This window comes from Pedobacter sp. WC2501 (genome assembly GCF_052682415.1).
Genome location: NZ_JBQZFI010000001.1, coordinates 1,501,326 through 1,516,577 on the forward strand (window position 1 = coordinate 1,501,326; position 15,252 = coordinate 1,516,577).

The 15,252-nt window shown below is 37.3% G+C and carries 15 protein-coding genes; 7 read left to right on the forward strand and 8 right to left on the reverse strand.

Annotated features, from left to right (window positions below; all coding sequences use genetic code 11):
• Position 1: 1 nt before the first annotated feature.
• Together ACUN24_RS06460 and ACUN24_RS06465 are read right to left on the reverse strand one after the other, a co-directional pair.
• Entirely contained in the window at positions 2-910 is a 909-nt protein-coding gene (locus tag ACUN24_RS06460; RefSeq protein ID WP_445561760.1) for an ABC transporter ATP-binding protein, read from the reverse strand.
• A gap of 5 nt (positions 911-915) precedes the next feature.
• Positions 916-1,173: a hypothetical protein gene (locus ACUN24_RS06465; protein ID WP_193421302.1), complete on the reverse strand. Its 258-nt coding sequence runs from the start codon at positions 1,171-1,173 to the stop codon at positions 916-918.
• 337 nt (positions 1,174-1,510) lie between these two features.
• On the opposite strand from ACUN24_RS06465, the gene ACUN24_RS06470 reads away from it, so the two are divergent.
• Positions 1,511-2,464: a sensor histidine kinase gene (locus tag ACUN24_RS06470; RefSeq protein WP_445561761.1), complete on the forward strand. Its 954-nt coding sequence runs from the start codon at positions 1,511-1,513 to the stop codon at positions 2,462-2,464.
• A gap of 55 nt (positions 2,465-2,519) precedes the next feature.
• The gene (locus ACUN24_RS06475) at positions 2,520-3,269 is read left to right on the forward strand and encodes a LytR/AlgR family response regulator transcription factor (RefSeq protein ID WP_055908986.1); all 750 of its coding nucleotides are present in this window, start codon (positions 2,520-2,522) and stop codon (positions 3,267-3,269) included.
• A 206-nt stretch (positions 3,270-3,475) separates the two neighbouring features.
• Here ACUN24_RS06475 and ACUN24_RS06480 read toward each other — a convergent pair whose 3' ends face one another.
• The 4 genes from ACUN24_RS06480 to ACUN24_RS06495 all read right to left on the reverse strand — a co-directional run bounded on the left by ACUN24_RS06480 (position 3,476) and on the right by ACUN24_RS06495 (position 8,763).
• Positions 3,476-4,234: a lysophospholipid acyltransferase family protein gene (locus tag ACUN24_RS06480; RefSeq protein ID WP_445561762.1), complete on the reverse strand. Its 759-nt coding sequence runs from the start codon at positions 4,232-4,234 to the stop codon at positions 3,476-3,478.
• Positions 4,235-4,269: 35 nt separating this feature from the next.
• On the reverse strand, positions 4,270-4,731 hold the full coding sequence (gene tnpA / locus ACUN24_RS06485) for an IS200/IS605 family transposase (protein WP_445561763.1): 462 nt from the start codon (positions 4,729-4,731) through the stop codon (positions 4,270-4,272).
• A gap of 882 nt (positions 4,732-5,613) precedes the next feature.
• Positions 5,614-6,168, reverse strand: coding sequence for an NUDIX domain-containing protein (locus tag ACUN24_RS06490; RefSeq protein ID WP_445561764.1), 555 nt, complete (start codon positions 6,166-6,168; stop codon positions 5,614-5,616).
• A 108-nt stretch (positions 6,169-6,276) separates the two neighbouring features.
• Positions 6,277-8,763, reverse strand: a complete 2,487-nt coding sequence (locus ACUN24_RS06495) for a TonB-dependent receptor domain-containing protein (protein ID WP_445561765.1) — start codon at positions 8,761-8,763, stop codon at positions 6,277-6,279.
• Between the two features lie 218 nt (positions 8,764-8,981).
• Between ACUN24_RS06495 and ACUN24_RS06500 the strand changes: the two genes are divergently transcribed.
• The 3 genes from ACUN24_RS06500 to ACUN24_RS06510 all read left to right on the forward strand — a co-directional run bounded on the left by ACUN24_RS06500 (position 8,982) and on the right by ACUN24_RS06510 (position 10,946).
• Entirely contained in the window at positions 8,982-9,902 is a 921-nt protein-coding gene (locus ACUN24_RS06500; protein WP_445561766.1) for a 2-hydroxyacid dehydrogenase, read from the forward strand.
• A 6-nt stretch (positions 9,903-9,908) separates the two neighbouring features.
• Entirely contained in the window at positions 9,909-10,364 is a 456-nt protein-coding gene (locus ACUN24_RS06505; protein ID WP_445561767.1) for a hypothetical protein, read from the forward strand.
• A 105-nt stretch (positions 10,365-10,469) separates the two neighbouring features.
• Positions 10,470-10,946: an OsmC family protein gene (locus tag ACUN24_RS06510; protein ID WP_445561768.1), complete on the forward strand. Its 477-nt coding sequence runs from the start codon at positions 10,470-10,472 to the stop codon at positions 10,944-10,946.
• Positions 10,947-11,164: 218 nt separating this feature from the next.
• Here ACUN24_RS06510 and ACUN24_RS06515 read toward each other — a convergent pair whose 3' ends face one another.
• On the reverse strand, positions 11,165-13,045 hold the full coding sequence (locus ACUN24_RS06515; RefSeq protein ID WP_445561769.1) for a M1 family metallopeptidase: 1,881 nt from the start codon (positions 13,043-13,045) through the stop codon (positions 11,165-11,167).
• 301 nt (positions 13,046-13,346) lie between these two features.
• On the opposite strand from ACUN24_RS06515, the gene greA reads away from it, so the two are divergent.
• Together greA and ACUN24_RS06525 are read left to right on the forward strand one after the other, a co-directional pair.
• A complete protein-coding gene (gene greA, locus ACUN24_RS06520; protein WP_029276724.1) occupies positions 13,347-13,820 on the forward strand; it encodes a transcription elongation factor GreA in 474 nt (157 codons plus the stop codon).
• A gap of 88 nt (positions 13,821-13,908) precedes the next feature.
• Positions 13,909-14,307 (forward strand): HIT family protein, encoded by a 399-nt coding sequence (locus ACUN24_RS06525; RefSeq protein WP_132399271.1) that lies wholly within the window; start codon positions 13,909-13,911, stop codon positions 14,305-14,307.
• Positions 14,308-14,365: 58 nt separating this feature from the next.
• Here ACUN24_RS06525 and ACUN24_RS06530 read toward each other — a convergent pair whose 3' ends face one another.
• Positions 14,366-15,232: a hypothetical protein gene (locus tag ACUN24_RS06530; RefSeq protein ID WP_445561770.1), complete on the reverse strand. Its 867-nt coding sequence runs from the start codon at positions 15,230-15,232 to the stop codon at positions 14,366-14,368.
• Between the last annotated feature and the right edge of the window lie 20 nt (positions 15,233-15,252).

The following is a 15,252-nucleotide window of genomic DNA, read 5'->3' on the forward strand; positions in this document are numbered from 1 at the left end:
GTTAGTTTGTTTTAGTAATATCCAGGAATAAATTTTCCAGATCTTTTCGTTGCTGATAAAGACTGCTCACTGTAAAACCATTTTGGATCAGCAATGTGTTTAGTTCTCCACTTTTTTGCGATGAGGCATATGGCAGGGTGATTACCTTATCTGTTTTTGCCACAATTTCATAACCCGAATTTGTTAAAAAGGTACCTGCACTTTCGATATTATCTACTTCGATTTGGAGCATCGGTTTGCTGAGTAGATGAAGTTCGTTAATCGTGCCCTGAAATAATAATTGACCTTTGTTTATAATGCCAACATGGGTTGCTGTTCTTTCTATTTCGGCCAGTAAATGACTTGAAACCAGTATTGTTTTTTGGTGTTTTGTAGCTAAATCGATCATCAGGTTCCGAACCTCAATAATCCCATTCGGATCTAAACCATTGGTAGGCTCATCCAATAGAAGTAATTCAGGATCTGAAATTAGTGCCTGCGCAATGCCCAGCCGCTGTTTCATGCCCAACGAATATTTGCTGGCTTTTTTATTTGCGGCTTCTGCCAAACCCACTAGCGATAGCATTTCATCAGCTTTCGCTTTTTTAATGCCTAACAAGATGCAACGGTTAACCAGGTTTTCTTTTCCTGTTAAATGACCATAAATGGCTGGTTGTTCAACCAAAGCACCTATGCGTTTAAGAATCGAGATGCGATTACTGTTTATTTCCTTACCAAATATAAATACCTGATCGGATGGCGACTTCAGCAGGTTCAATAGGATTTTTATGGTTGTTGTTTTGCCTGCACCATTGGGGCCTAAAAAACCATAGATGCTCCCTTTTGGTACTTGTAACGACAAATCTTTTACTATAACCTGGTTGCCAAAGTTAAAGTTCAGACCTACGGTTTCGATAGCGTAATTACCCATTATTTCTATTTGAAAATAGCAGTTGCCTGTTTCACAATAGAACCAGATGTTTTTGTAGTTTTTACAGCTATTTCGGCATCATTCTGATTGGTGTTAACGGTAAGCGTTAAAATAATCATCATAAATACAGGTAATAATAAAAGTAAAAATGGCGATGTGTTTGCTAACTTTTTCATGATCGATAGTTTTATTTGAGAGGTTGCGAAAAGACCATCAGTAATTACTGTTTGATTTTTGAAGTTGATTGCTGATGATGTTTTCATTTTGTTTTCGTTTTGATGATCAAAGAAACTCAAGAAAAATAACCTGCTAAAATCTATTATACCAAGTGCTCAAGATTCTAGATCAACAGACATTTTTGGCGTTTGTCGATAAAATTTGCCTATTGGGCCGTTCGTAGAAAAAAAATGCCCGTTGGTAGATTGTGTGAGTAAATCGATAAAACTTTATTTATTTTGTGGCTTGAATGATATGCTTTTTGTTAGTGTATATTGGCATTCATTACAATTTAATAGATATCGAATGAAACAAAGTAGGGGACCTTTAATATTACATGCTATTTTTTGGGGATTTATATGCCTTCTTATTATAGTTATATCTATGATGGCGAGTGAAAAGCATACCATTAAAGATTATTTTCTGTCGTATTTTGTTTTTGGAATCGTTAATGTTTCTGTATTTTATATTAATTATATTTTTCTGATCCCATCACTAATCAAAAAGAGAAAAAAGTACTGGTTATATGTCCTATCATTTATTCTTTTAATTGTTGTTGCAACATTTGTTAAAACTGTTATCGCTGTTTTAAACCCCGAGGAGATGCTTCGTTATACCTTCGATGGCAAAAGCCATAATATGTCTGTTAATAATTTTGCTATCAACACGGTTTTTATAATTGGTTTTTTCCTGGTTTCGAGCTGTATAATTAAATTCACCATCGATTGGTTTGCGAGCGAAAGGATTCAGCGCGATTTAGAGAGCGAACGCCGCGAAATGGAGCTTCAGTTTTTAAAGTCGCAGTTAAACCCACATTTTCTTTTTAATTCGCTTAATAACATCTATTCGCTGGCCTATCAAAAATCGGATAAAACAGCCGATGCGATTATGAAGCTTTCTGAAATTATGCGTTACATGATCTATGAAAGCAATACACCAACCGTAGCGTTAAGTAAGGAGGTAGATTATTTAACAAGTTATATCGAACTGCAAAAAATAAGGTTTAAAGATGGTGCTTATATCGAGCTTACCTTAAACGGCGAAATTGACAATCAAAAAATCGTTCCTTTAATGTTGATTTCGTTTGTGGAAAATGCATTTAAACATGGTGTAGTAACCGATCCGGCAGAACCTGTAAAAATCAATATCATTGCCAATCAGAAAATTTTGCATTTTAGTGTAGTGAACAAAAAGAACCAACAGAATAAAGATGCGCAGGGTGGAGTTGGCTTAACCAATGTAGAACGACGATTACAATTGGTTTATCCTGATAGATATAAATTAAATGTTGTAAATTCGGCTACCCATTATACCTGCGAACTGATGATTGACATATAATCCGGTAACTAACCTTACCCGGATTTAAAATCATTAATTAAAATAATAACCTAAAATGAACTTAAACTGCATTGTTGTTGATGATGAGCCTCTGGCGCTTGATATTCTACAGGACTATATTTCGAAAGTGCCTTTTTTAACTATGGTTAAAAGGTGCGAAAACCCTATTGAAGCCTTGCAGATTGTTCAGGGCGGAGGGATTGATCTGGTATTTTTAGATATTCAGATGCCTGAGCTAACCGGAATCCAGTTTTTAAAAATTGCCGGTAATAAATGCCACTATATATTAACTACTGCTTACCCACAGTATGCTTTAGAAAGTTACGACCTTAATGTTTCGGATTACCTGTTAAAGCCAATTGCATTCGACCGTTTTTATAAAGCGGTAGAAAAAGTTCACAATCAGGTAAAACCGGTTGAAACTCCTGCTAGTGTGGCCCAGCCGATTGTTACTCCAGCACCATTTTCCGGCTCACCAAATCCAGTTCAGGATTATATTTTTGTGAAAACGGAACATAAGATTCAAAAAATCTATCTGCACGATATTTTATTCATAGAAGGTTTAAAAGATTACATTTCAATTTTTACAAAGGATGAACGTGTAATTACGTTACAAAGCATGAAAAAGATGGAGGAAGCTTTGCCTCAAAGTCAGTTTATCCGGGTGCACAAATCTTATATTGTGGCTGTCGATAAAATTGAAAGTATTGAGCGCAGCCGCATTACCATCAACCAAAAAATTATTCCGGTTGGAGATACTTACCGCGATGAATTTTTCAGGGTGATTGGAAATAAGAATATTTAGAAAATATGTAAGATGTGAAATGGGAGAGGGAAGGCCATGGCCACGAATCGTCATTTCGACCGTAGTGGAGAAATCTTTAAATTTGATTTCAATACTTGGTACAAAAGATCTCTCCATTTCGCTGCGCTACAGTCGAGATGACGACCATTCTATGGAAATCTGTCTATGGTGTCGGAATCGAAAGATCCTTAATGAGATTAATAAAATTATAAAGTAGCTGGCTGTGCCATCGGCTGACCCAGAACTTTCCTGATTTCGTTTTCTATTTCCAAAGTAATATCGTTTGCTGATTTTACGTCCGGTTCTATTGGTTTTAAAACGGTCCATCTTAAGGCATTTCCTGTAGTTAGGGGAAACATGCCAAAGCGGACAATTTTCCATGAATTTTCTATCGCCACCGGAACGATCAAAGCATTAGGAACTACTTTTAATATGGTAGCAATACCTCCAAATTGAAAGGTTTTCAACTGACCATCTTTCGCACGCGTTCCCTCAGGGAAAATAACAGTACTCCAGTTATTTTCTTTCATTCTGCGGCCAAGTTTTATGATTTCAGAGATGGCTTGCTTATTGTCTTTCCTGTTGATGTTTGCCCCACCGCCTAAACGCAGGTTAATGGATATGGATGGAATGCCTTTGGTAAGCTCAATTTTAGAGATAAATTTTGCACTGTGTTTCCTTAAGAACCAAATTAACGAAGGAATATCGTACATGCTCTGGTGATTTGCGGCAAAAATAATCGGCCTATCTGTTGGTAGCTCGTATTCATTTTTAAAACTGACTGAATTGAAAAGGAAAATCTGGCAGTAGGTTAGAAAAAAATTAAGAATATCTACAGAGACCTTGTGCGCTTTATATCCAAAAAGCTTAAAACAAAGCCATTGTATAGGATGGAAGATGCAAAGTGTTAATCCAAAGAAAATATAAAAAATAGGGCTTAAAATATATCCGAAAAGCTTGCTCATTTGGTTGATTAATACGTGGCAAAGATAATAATAAATTATTCTGGTTCTTTGAAGATGTATCTTTCTTCGTATTCAATCTCAAACGTTTTTAAGAAATGGGTGTACTCCTGTAAAAAGCTCTCTTTTTTATGGTGCTGTTCCTGGTTTTGAATGTATTGAATGACCTGTTGAATATGGCTTTTCGAATATGAAAATGCACCATAACCTTCTTGCCAGGCAAATTTTGTTTTACAAAATCGCTGGTCATTAATCCATTTAGAACTTTCTGTCTTTACATTTTGAATCAGGTTGGAAATAGACTGATGTGGCCGCATGCCAATAAAAATGTGAATATGATCGGGCATACAATTAATCTGTATCATTTTATGGTTATTTGCCTGAAATATTCCTGTGAGATATTTTAATAGCCTTTCTTTCCACTCCGGACGAATTAATGAAGCACGAAATTTAACAGCAAAAACAAACTGAATGTGTAATTGGGTATAGGTATTCGGCATAGCGTTCTAAATTTAAATCATAATCAAACGTTCCTACGGAACGAAAATTGCCGTCTGCAATTTCTACCGAGGAAATGTCCATACTGGACATTAATAATTATTAGGATGATTTAATATTTAGGGATTGCAGCAGCAATATAAAACAAATGGCTTTATAGAACAAGCGCTTACGCAATATATTTAGGTATTGGGCAAATTTTATAACAACCCACTGTTAAAAGGACTAATAAGCCGATATTTCTCTGGGACATCAATGATTTTTGGAGTTATTTAACATTTAGGGATTGCACCAGAAATTTAAAACAAATGGCTCTATAGAACAAGTGCTAATGCAATATTTTTAGGTATTGGGCAATTTTATAATAACCCACTTTTAAAGGGCTAATAAGCCGATATTCCCTGGGATAACAATAATTTTTGGGATGACTTAACATTTACGAATTGTAGCAGCAATTAAAAAAATGCCTTTATAGGACAAGTGCTTACGCAATATTTTTAGATAATAGGTAAATTACAACAACCCACTGTTAAAAGAACTAATAAGTCGATATTTCTCTTGGACATTAATAATTTTTAGGATGATTTAATATTTAGGGATTGCACCAACAATTTAAACAAATGGCTTTATAGAACAAGTGCTTACGCAATATTTTTAGGTAATAGGTAAATTACAACAATCCACTGTTAAAAGAACTAATAAGCTGATATTTCTCTGGGACATCAATAATTTTTGGGATGATTAATATTCAGGGTTTGTTCAGTAGATTAATATAGATAATTTTAACATCTAATCATGCGAATGTCCCATAGGGACATATGCCTGGTAGAAAAAATATATAATATTTTTTATGTTCCGTTAGGAACATTTGGTGGTTCTGCCGGTTACAATTCACCATTTAACATCATCAGCTTAGCTTTTAAGATTGCAACTACGCTCATCGAGTCGGTAATCTGTCCATTCAAAACCATTTGATAGGCCTCATCAAATGATAATTTTTTTACGACGAGTTGTTCCGTTTCTTCTGGCATCGCGATACCTTGAATTAAACCAGTTGCAACATAGATTATGCTCAATTCATCGCTCACAGAGTTGGATAGGTGCATCCTTTGTATCTCTTTCCAGTTTCTTGCACTCATTCCCGTTTCTTCCAATAATTCTCTTCTTGCACTTTCTAATGGCACTTCATGGAATGGCCCCCCGCCTTCGGGAATTTCCCAACTGTAGGCATTTAGTGCATACCTGTACTGGCCAACCAACCAGGTATTGTAGGTTTCATCCAAAGGAAGAATTCCGATGGCCAGATTCTTAAAATGAACAGTGCCGTAAATTCCTTGCCCGCCAGATGGATTAATGACCTGGTGTTCGGTTAAACGAATCCAGTTGTTGTCGTATTTTACCTCGCTTTCCAGCGTTTTCCAGGGGTTAATCTCTTCCATGGCCGCAAGATAACAACTTGTTATAGTTTTAAGAAGAAAGGATTTGTATTGAAGAAAATTTAGGATAAAAAAAGAGTGCTTAGATTTTCTAAGCACCCTTGGATAAAATTAGAACGATCCTTCATCAGGACGGTTATCCTGCTCTTCTTTCTTCTTTTTGTTTGTACCGGTAAATGTAGTTTTTCCAAAGCGGTAAGAGAAAGTTAAATTCCCCATTGTTCCCTGAAACTGGCGTTCAAAATCAACAATTGTGGCTCTATCTTCAGTGGTCATGCTCCATCTTCTGGTATTAAATACATCTCTGACATTGAAACTCAAAGATGCTTTTTTGTTTGGGAAATCGTATTTGGCCCCACCGTCAATCCCATACATCGCATTACGTTTTCCCTGTGCCATCACTTCTGGCGCTCTATAGTCACCGCGTACCTGTAGCGATAGACTTTTAACTACTGTTAAATTTCCGGTCAGGTTGGCGTTCCAGCTAAAGCCACTGCTTGATGGAATGTCAAATCGTGCATCACCGGCAAACTTGGCCTGGTACAAGTTTACATTGGTAGTGAAGTTTAAAGCTTTAACAAGGTCAAAACGGCCAATTAATTCTAAACCGCTATTAATCTGGTTTGTTAAATTTTGAGGGGTTGAAGTAATAATTCCATTAACTGGTGTACTTCTTACGCGTTGGATCACATCATTGGTCTGACGGAAATACAAGCTTGAAGTTAAGGTTACTTTTTTCCAGTATTTACTATAACCCAACTCAAAAGAGTGTACATCTTCTGGTAATAAATTAGGATTACCGCCTCTGTAGTTTAATGGATCAGAAACATCTAAAAATGGATTGGTGTCCCATGGGCGTGGACGGTTTACACGACGGGTATAACTCAGTTGAAGCTGGTTATCGCCCTTCAGTTTCTGTGTTAAGAACACACTTGGGTATATCCTTTTGTAATGGATATTTCCTTCGGCAGTGGTTAATACATTGTTGGTGTAGCCTTCTAGATGGGTATCTAAACGTGCATCTTCCCCCCTTAAACCAATTTGGTAACCAAAATCTTTAATCTGGTTCTGGTAATTGAAATACAATGCATGCACCTGGTCTTTGCTATCAAAACCATTAATCAACTTATTGTTGCTGATGTAGATACTGCTATTGGTTAGGATTGAATCTGCATATTGATCATTCTCGCCTAAGCGGATCTGGCTGCGGTAACCCACTTCAATTTTACCCGCTTTACCTACAGGTAATGCGTAATCCGTTTGGATATTGTAATTGGTGTTGTTACCGGTATTAAATACGCGCTGTAAACTTAAGGTTTCATCAATGGGTACACCATTGCGGTTAGTGGTGTTTGTTCTATAATACTGATTACTATTATTGGTGCCGTAAGAATAACCAAAATTAAAGCTTAGTTCTTCTTTCGGTTTCTTGAACTTTTGTACATAATCTAAATTTGCATCATAACTTGTTCCAAAACCGTCGGTGCTGTTCGCTCTGTTGCTTAGCAGAACTGGCGACCGGTTTTTATCTAATTGTATGATGTCGAGCTGATCATTACGGTCATTATCTCTTGAGTTAAAACCTCCTGATAAGCTGATTACACTTTTAGGGGCTAAATAATAATCAATACCCGCTTTGGCATTATGTCCTTTATCCAATGATGTGGAAACTGTATTTTGACTGGCAAATCTTGTTCTCAATGAATCTGATTTATAGGTAATATCCTGAAAACCACCTCCAACACGATTCCCGTAACGATAGCCATAGTTTCCATAAATATTAACTTTACTGTTCTGGAAACTTAAGTTGGTATTGGCATTATAGTTATCGCGGTTACCTGCTGTTAAAGCAACTGAGCCATTAAACCCAAGTTTTGTATTTTTCTTAAGAACAATGTTGATGATGCCTGATTGACCTTCAGCATCGTATTTTGCTGATGGATTGGTAATTACCTCAACACTTTCTATGGAGCTGGCCGGGATGGATTGCAGGATTTGCGCTACGTTACCGCCTGCAATTAAAGATGGCTTTCCATCAATTAATACCTTAACACCTGCAGAGCCACGTAAACTCACATTGCCATCCATATCGGTAGAAACAGAAGGAACATTTTGCAATAAATCGCCGGCAGAACCGCCTTCGCTGATCACACTCTGATCAACTGCGAAAATCTTTTTATCAATCCCCATTTGCATGCCCTGTTTCTGGCCGGTCACGGTAATTTCGCTTAGTACATTACCCTTTGCCGCATTCATTTTAATGTCGCCAAAATTTAAGGTACCAGTACTGGCAGTTATCGTTACATTGTCCCTAACCATGGTTTGGTAACCAACAAAGCTGATTTTAAAGGTAAAAGTCCCGGTAGGGATTTCAGTCATTACAAATGCACCATTCACATCTGTTTGAACTATTTTGGCGTTTTTTGCTGTGGCTTTATCAATTAAGATTGCTGTGGCAAAAGGAATGGTTTCTTGTGTTTTGGCATCTTTAAGTACTCCGGTAATTTTTGCGTTTCCGCTTGTTTGCGCAAAAAGACTAAATGAAAGGGTGAGCAGTAATAGGGTAATCTGTATTGTTCTTGATTTTAAAATTCTCATTAAAAATAAAATTTCGTGTGTTTTTATAAAGGGAGACAAAGTAACGGCAAGTAAGTTTAATAAATGGGCCGTAACTATTTTATTACAGCCATTTTATAGTAATATTTTTGTGGGTTAATTTACAGTTGGTAGTTCGTAATTAGCAGTTTTCAGTTTTGCCTAAAACAATGATGGAATATTACAATTGGTGAATGTGCAAAATGTTACTTTTGTTCATTATGAATAAAATATTAATTGTTGATGATTTGCACCCTGTATTTAAAGAGCAGGCCATTGCCATGGGCTACCAGGTTGATGATGAACCGCAGATTACCCGTCAACAAACTTTAGATAAAATAAAAGATTATACCGGTATTGCCGTAAGGACTAAATTTAGGATAGATGCCGAAATTTTTGCTGCTGCTCCGAATTTAAAGTTCGTGGCCAGGGCGGGAGCAGGTTTGGATAATATTGATGATAAAATAGCCTTTGAAAGAAATATAGAGTTGATTAATGCTCCGGAGGGTAATTGTGATGCCGTTGGAGAGCACGCCACGGGTTTGCTTTTATCATTAATGAATAACTTCCGCAGGGCAGATATGGAAATTAGGAACGGTGTTTGGGATCGGGAAGGAAACCGCGGTTACGAGCTGAAAGGCAAAAAAGTAGGTATTATCGGATATGGTTTTATGGGGCAGAGCTTTGCTAAAAAACTGGCAGGTTTTGAGGTGGATGTAATGGCTTACGATAAATATAAAACAGGTTTTAGCGATGCTTTTGCCCGTGAAGTAAGCATGGAAGAAATTGTAAAACACAGCGATGTGCTCAGTTTGCATATTCCACTAACTGCCGAAACCAAACAAATGGTTGATGATGAATATTTGTTCCACTTCAAGAAGCCGATTTTCTTTATCAATACGGCCCGCGGCGAAATTGTAAATACACCTGCAGTGCTAAATGCCTTAAAAAGCGGCAAGATTTTGGGCGCAGGTTTAGATGTTTTACAGACAGAAAAATTCCCTGCTTTGGGTGAACAGCCTTGGTATGATGAATTAAAGAATAACGAAAAAGTGATTTTAACTCCACATGTGGGTGGCTGGACTTTTGATTCCTACCGTAAAATTTCGGAAGTTTTAGTTGAGAAATTACGTAATATTTGATCTTTTATGGCAAATAAAGTTATCCATTCAGGAGAATATATTAAAAGTATCGATTTTGAATATATAGAGACCTATTCCTTTCAACAAGAGGCTTATTATTCTGAAACTAATAGAGATACAGGAGAAATGTCTTGGCATAAGCAGCGTATTACTGATCCAGATAAAAAATTAAATCTATCTTCAATGAAAATCAGTTCATTCCAATTTAATGATGCTGATGTATTGACATTGGTCCACATTTTGGAAATTGATGTAGTAAATTTGCCTTCTTGGATGTGTGTCCCTATTTACAGGGATGCAATGGTATTCTATAATAAAAAGAAGGAAATGGTTTCTGCACTTAATATATGCTTTGAGTGTTTGTATATGGAAACCGATAAGCAAATTAATATTAACGCAGATGAAAGAACTTATGAATTGCTCAAATCGTTCTTAAATTCAAAAGGACATCATATTCGGTAAGACCTCGCAGGTTTCTGAAACCTACGAGGTCTGGAAGTAGGTGCAAAAACAGGAAATCTCCATTTTATTTTCTTAAATTGGCTATATAATCTAACCAATTTTATCATGCCGAAAGATCATTTATATTCTACCACAGTTACCTGGACGGGCAATAAAGGCTCGGGTACAATGGATTACCGTTCGTACGATCGCGATTATGTAATTTCAGTAAAAGGCAAAGCCGATATTTCCGGTTCATCAGATTCTGCCTTTTTGGGCGATAAATCTAAATACAATCCCGAAGACCTCTTATTGGCATCAATTTCGAGTTGCCACATGCTTTGGTATTTGCATCTATGCTCTAAGAACGAAATCGTAGTTATCGATTATAAAGATGAAGCAGTAGGTACAATGGAAGAATTGGCTGATGGAAGCGGGAGATTTAAAGAAGTTACCCTTCATCCGCAGGTTTTAATAGCCGATAAGGCACATTACGAACTTGCAGCAACGCTGCATCATGAAGCCAATAAAATGTGTTTTATTGCCAATTCATTGAATTTTCCGGTTAAACACGAGCCGATTTGTAAAGCGGAGAACGGTTAACGGTCTTCAGTTACGGTTCATATTTATCGTCCTCGTTTTGTAACGAGGATGAAAGAGAAAGGCGATTTTATCGCCACAAATTGTGCTTTAAGCCGCATTAAAAATGCGGATCTCAATAATCCCCGTTGCAAACGGGGACTATAAAGTTAGTAGTTTCAGTTCACAATTTTCAATTGGCATTTATATCAAATTGCCAGCTGAAAATTGCAAGCTGTTAATTATTTCGCTTTCCAAACATTGTCTTTTGGAGTAGCATCTACATAAATGCCATTATCCAAACTGATTGACGTTATTTGTTTAGTGGTGTTAACTGTGATATTAACTTCTTTCTGGTTTGCTTTCCAGACCGCTGGTGTTTGGTGTATGGTATCAACTTTACCATCAGCATAGCTTACCAACACATCAAAAGGAATTGCAAAACCACCAACATTTTTAACAGCTACCGTCGATTTTCCTTGTGCAGGCGTTACTTTGCTAATCGCTAAATCAAGATAATTGTTGGTAAAGAACCAGTTTTGGAAAAACCAGTTTAAATCCTGCCCAGAACCTGCATTCATCGAATTAAAATAATCCCATGGAATTGGGTGCTTGCCATTCCAGTTGCTCATATAAGTATGTAATGCTTTTTTGAATAAGTCGTCTCCAAGCATATCCTTTAACGCAAGGTAAGATAATGAAGCTTTTCCATAAGAGTTATTTCCATAACCAGCTCCCGAAACCTGGTCGGACATTGAAATTACCGGTTGATCTTCTTCTGTAGATTTATCGTTAATGTATTCATCAACTCTAAATTTCTTGTAAAAATCATCAGCAGCTTGCTTGCCATGCTCGGCAATACCAATTAAATATTCGAAGGTAGTGGCCCAGCCTTCGTCCATATAGGCGTAACGGGTTTCGTTAATACCCATGTAGAAGGGGAAGTAAGTATGTGCCACTTCATGATCCTGAACCAACTGTGCGAAAACAGGATCGCCAAATTGAGAATCGTTTACCATCATTGGGTATTCCATATCGGCAAAACCCTGAAAAGCAATGGTTTTTACATAAGGATAGGGGATGCCAGGCCAATTATTTGAGAACCAATCTAAAGCGTTCAAATTGTATTTAACCGAGTTAACAAAGTCTTTTCCGGTGGTTGGATTATAAGCCGCCTGAGCGCTCGATCTGCGGTTAGTTTTTTTATCTACAATTACACTCGCACCATCCCAAACATAGTGGTTACTTAGGGCAAAAGTAACATCGGTAATGTGGTTAACCGCAAATTTCCAGGTATTCCAGTCTTTTTGCTGGGTTACTTTACCATCCTTCATTTCCTGTTCGGTAGCAATATGGATGACCTCATCGCCATTATACGATTTTTTTAAACGGGCAGAAATTTCGGGTTGTAACACCTCATCCGGGTTAAGGAAATCGCCTGTGGCATATACCACATAGTTTTTAGGTGCTTTAATGGAGAATTCGTAATCGTTAAAATCGTTATAAAACTCGGCTCTATCAGTATGTGGAATGCGGTCCCAACCATTATAATCATCGTATACCGATATGCGCGGATAGCTATAGGCTACAAAAAACGAGTTAGGATCAATCTGCCCCTCGCGGCCACTTTCTTTTGATAATGGGTAATCCCACTCTATTTTAACTGTAATTTTCGATTTTGGCAATAAAGGTTTCGTTAGCGGTACATTACCTACTGTTCCCCAGCTTTTGCTATCCACTTTATAGGTTTCGCCATTTACCGAAAAAGCGATAATATTTAGACCCGTACTCAAAAAATCTTCACTTACAGCGCCACTTCTTGGCGAAGTTGGTTTATGCAGGTTGTTTACAAAGCGGATGGCCAGGTTTTTTAAGGTATCGGAACTGTTGTTGCTGTATAAAATTTCTTCTTTACCGCTAACCACTTTGGTTTCAGCATCTACCTTAATATCCATGTTGTATTTACCATGGTTCTGCCAGTAATTTTGACCGGGTTTTCCATTCATTGAGCGTGTGCCTTTGGTGTATGCCGCTTTGATATTTCGAGGCATATAGAGCTCCTGGGCCGAAGCCATATACCCGCCCAGACTGAGGAGCAGAGCGATAGAAAATAACTTTTTCATTTTTTAAGAATAATTTAAGCTAAATTAAAACTAATGATTGGATTTTAAATGGGTTTATATTTAATGTTACGTTTTTAATGGTAAAGTATTAAGGGTAGGTGTTGATTCGTATCTGTTCTCAACTGTCCTATTTTGGGTATATTAAGTCCTATTAATCCTTAAATCGTAAAAATCATGAGTATTTATTTGCTTTTGTAATTTCCACATTTTATCTTCGTTATAATTGAAGCAAGACTATGTAGCAAACCAACTATATAGTCTTGTTTGTTTTTTATAGCGTTTGAATAAAATTAATAGAGCAATGACAGAGGTAACATACTATACCCAAGAAGGGTTAGATAAATTAAAAGAGGAAGTTCATTATTTAACAACCACCGGTCGTCAGCTTATATCTAAAGCAATTGCAGAAGCAAGGGATAAAGGTGATTTATCGGAGAATGCAGAATACGATGCTGCTAAAGAAGCGCAAGGTTTGCATGAAGCTAAAATTTCAAAATTAAAAAATACGCTGGCAAATGCACGTTTAATTGATGAGTCTAAATTAGATTTATCGAAAGTATTGGCATTGTCTATCGTAAAAATAAAAAATGTTAAAAACGGTGCAACCATGACTTACCAGTTGGTGGCAGAAACAGAAGCTGATTTAAAAACCGGGAAAATTTCTGTTAAATCGCCAATTGCGCAAGGTTTATTGGGTAAATCGGTAGGCGAATTTGCCGAAATTGAAGTACCTGCAGGTAAAATGCAGTTTGAAGTTTTAGAGATTTCGAGATAAGCGAATAGCGTTTGGCGGTAAGTGATTATTAAAACGCCTGTCGCCAAACGCTTAACCCTATACCTTCCACCTTTTAACCTTCCACCTTATGACTGTCTTTTCAAAAATCGTTGCAGGCGAAATCCCTGCACATGTTGTAGCCGAAACCGTAGAATATTTAGCCTTTTTAGATGTTCAGCCGTTAACTGCAGGGCATGTATTGGTGATCCCTAAAATTGAAACCGACTATATCTTCGATATGGATGAGGATTTATATGTTGGGTTGTGGATGTTCGCGAAAATTGTAGCCAAAGGGGTAAAAATTGCTTTCCCTTGTAAAAAGGTAGGTGTTTCGGTAATCGGATTGGAAGTTCCGCACGCACATATCCATTTAATCCCGATGAATAGTGTAAGCGATATGAACTTTAGTAAAGAAAAATTAAAGCCAACCAATGAAGAGTTGGCTGAAGCTGCTGAGAAAATTAAGCAGGCTTTATTAGCTGTATAAAAAAGGCCGGCTGCGAAAACATCAGCCGACCGTCCTAACCCGCCTAACTCAATTATTTTTATTGTGCCGGGGCAACAGTAGCGTTTAGCTGCAACACTGGCCAAACTGAGCCAACTGGGGCATTTGCTGGTTTTATTGTAATGCCATTGTTATCGCCTCTTTTTACATCTGATATCCAGTAGTATAAAGGCCATCCTTTATAGGTTAACTGTTTTTTGCTAATTGTAGCTACAGTAATTACACCAACATCGGTTTTTGTTATTGCAGAAGGTACATTAAGCACTTCAGATTCATACACTGGCCAGATACCTTCTTGTGTTACACTCTTGGTGTATGTATTTACGCCATTTTTGTCTGGCGCAAAAGCATACAAAGTACGTCCTTTACTATCGGTTAGGTAAATGGTTTTTCCATCGCCAACAGCATAAGTACTGGTGTAATTGATATTGTTTCCAGTTAATTGTGCATTAGCCAGCATTAACGAATAATCGGGTTTGGCTACAAACCAGATGCCACCAACACCATCACCTTTAATTTCACCTTTTGAGGCATCGCCAGCGTAATAATAAAGTGGGTAACCACGGTAAGTGCTTTGTTTACGGCCGTCAGCGCGGGTAACCTCGCCAACTTCTGCTTTGTTCAGGTTTAAATCGGTGCTGGCATCTGCTGAGTAATAAAGTGGCCAGGCGGTTTCACAACCATCAGTACAGGTTGGAGTACCTGCAGCATCGTTTGCAAAAAAGTATAGGGTTTTGCCGTCTTTATCGGTTAATACTGATCCGAATTTGGCATCTGTTGCCAGTTGGATTCCTTTTTTGTTATTACCCGCGGGTGTAGGGCCTTCTGAATTATTTTTTTTGCAGGCCATAAATACCATGGCTACACATACAACAGCCAATAGGTTTCTTTTTAAGTAGATTAGCATAACATTTCGTTTTTAGTTTT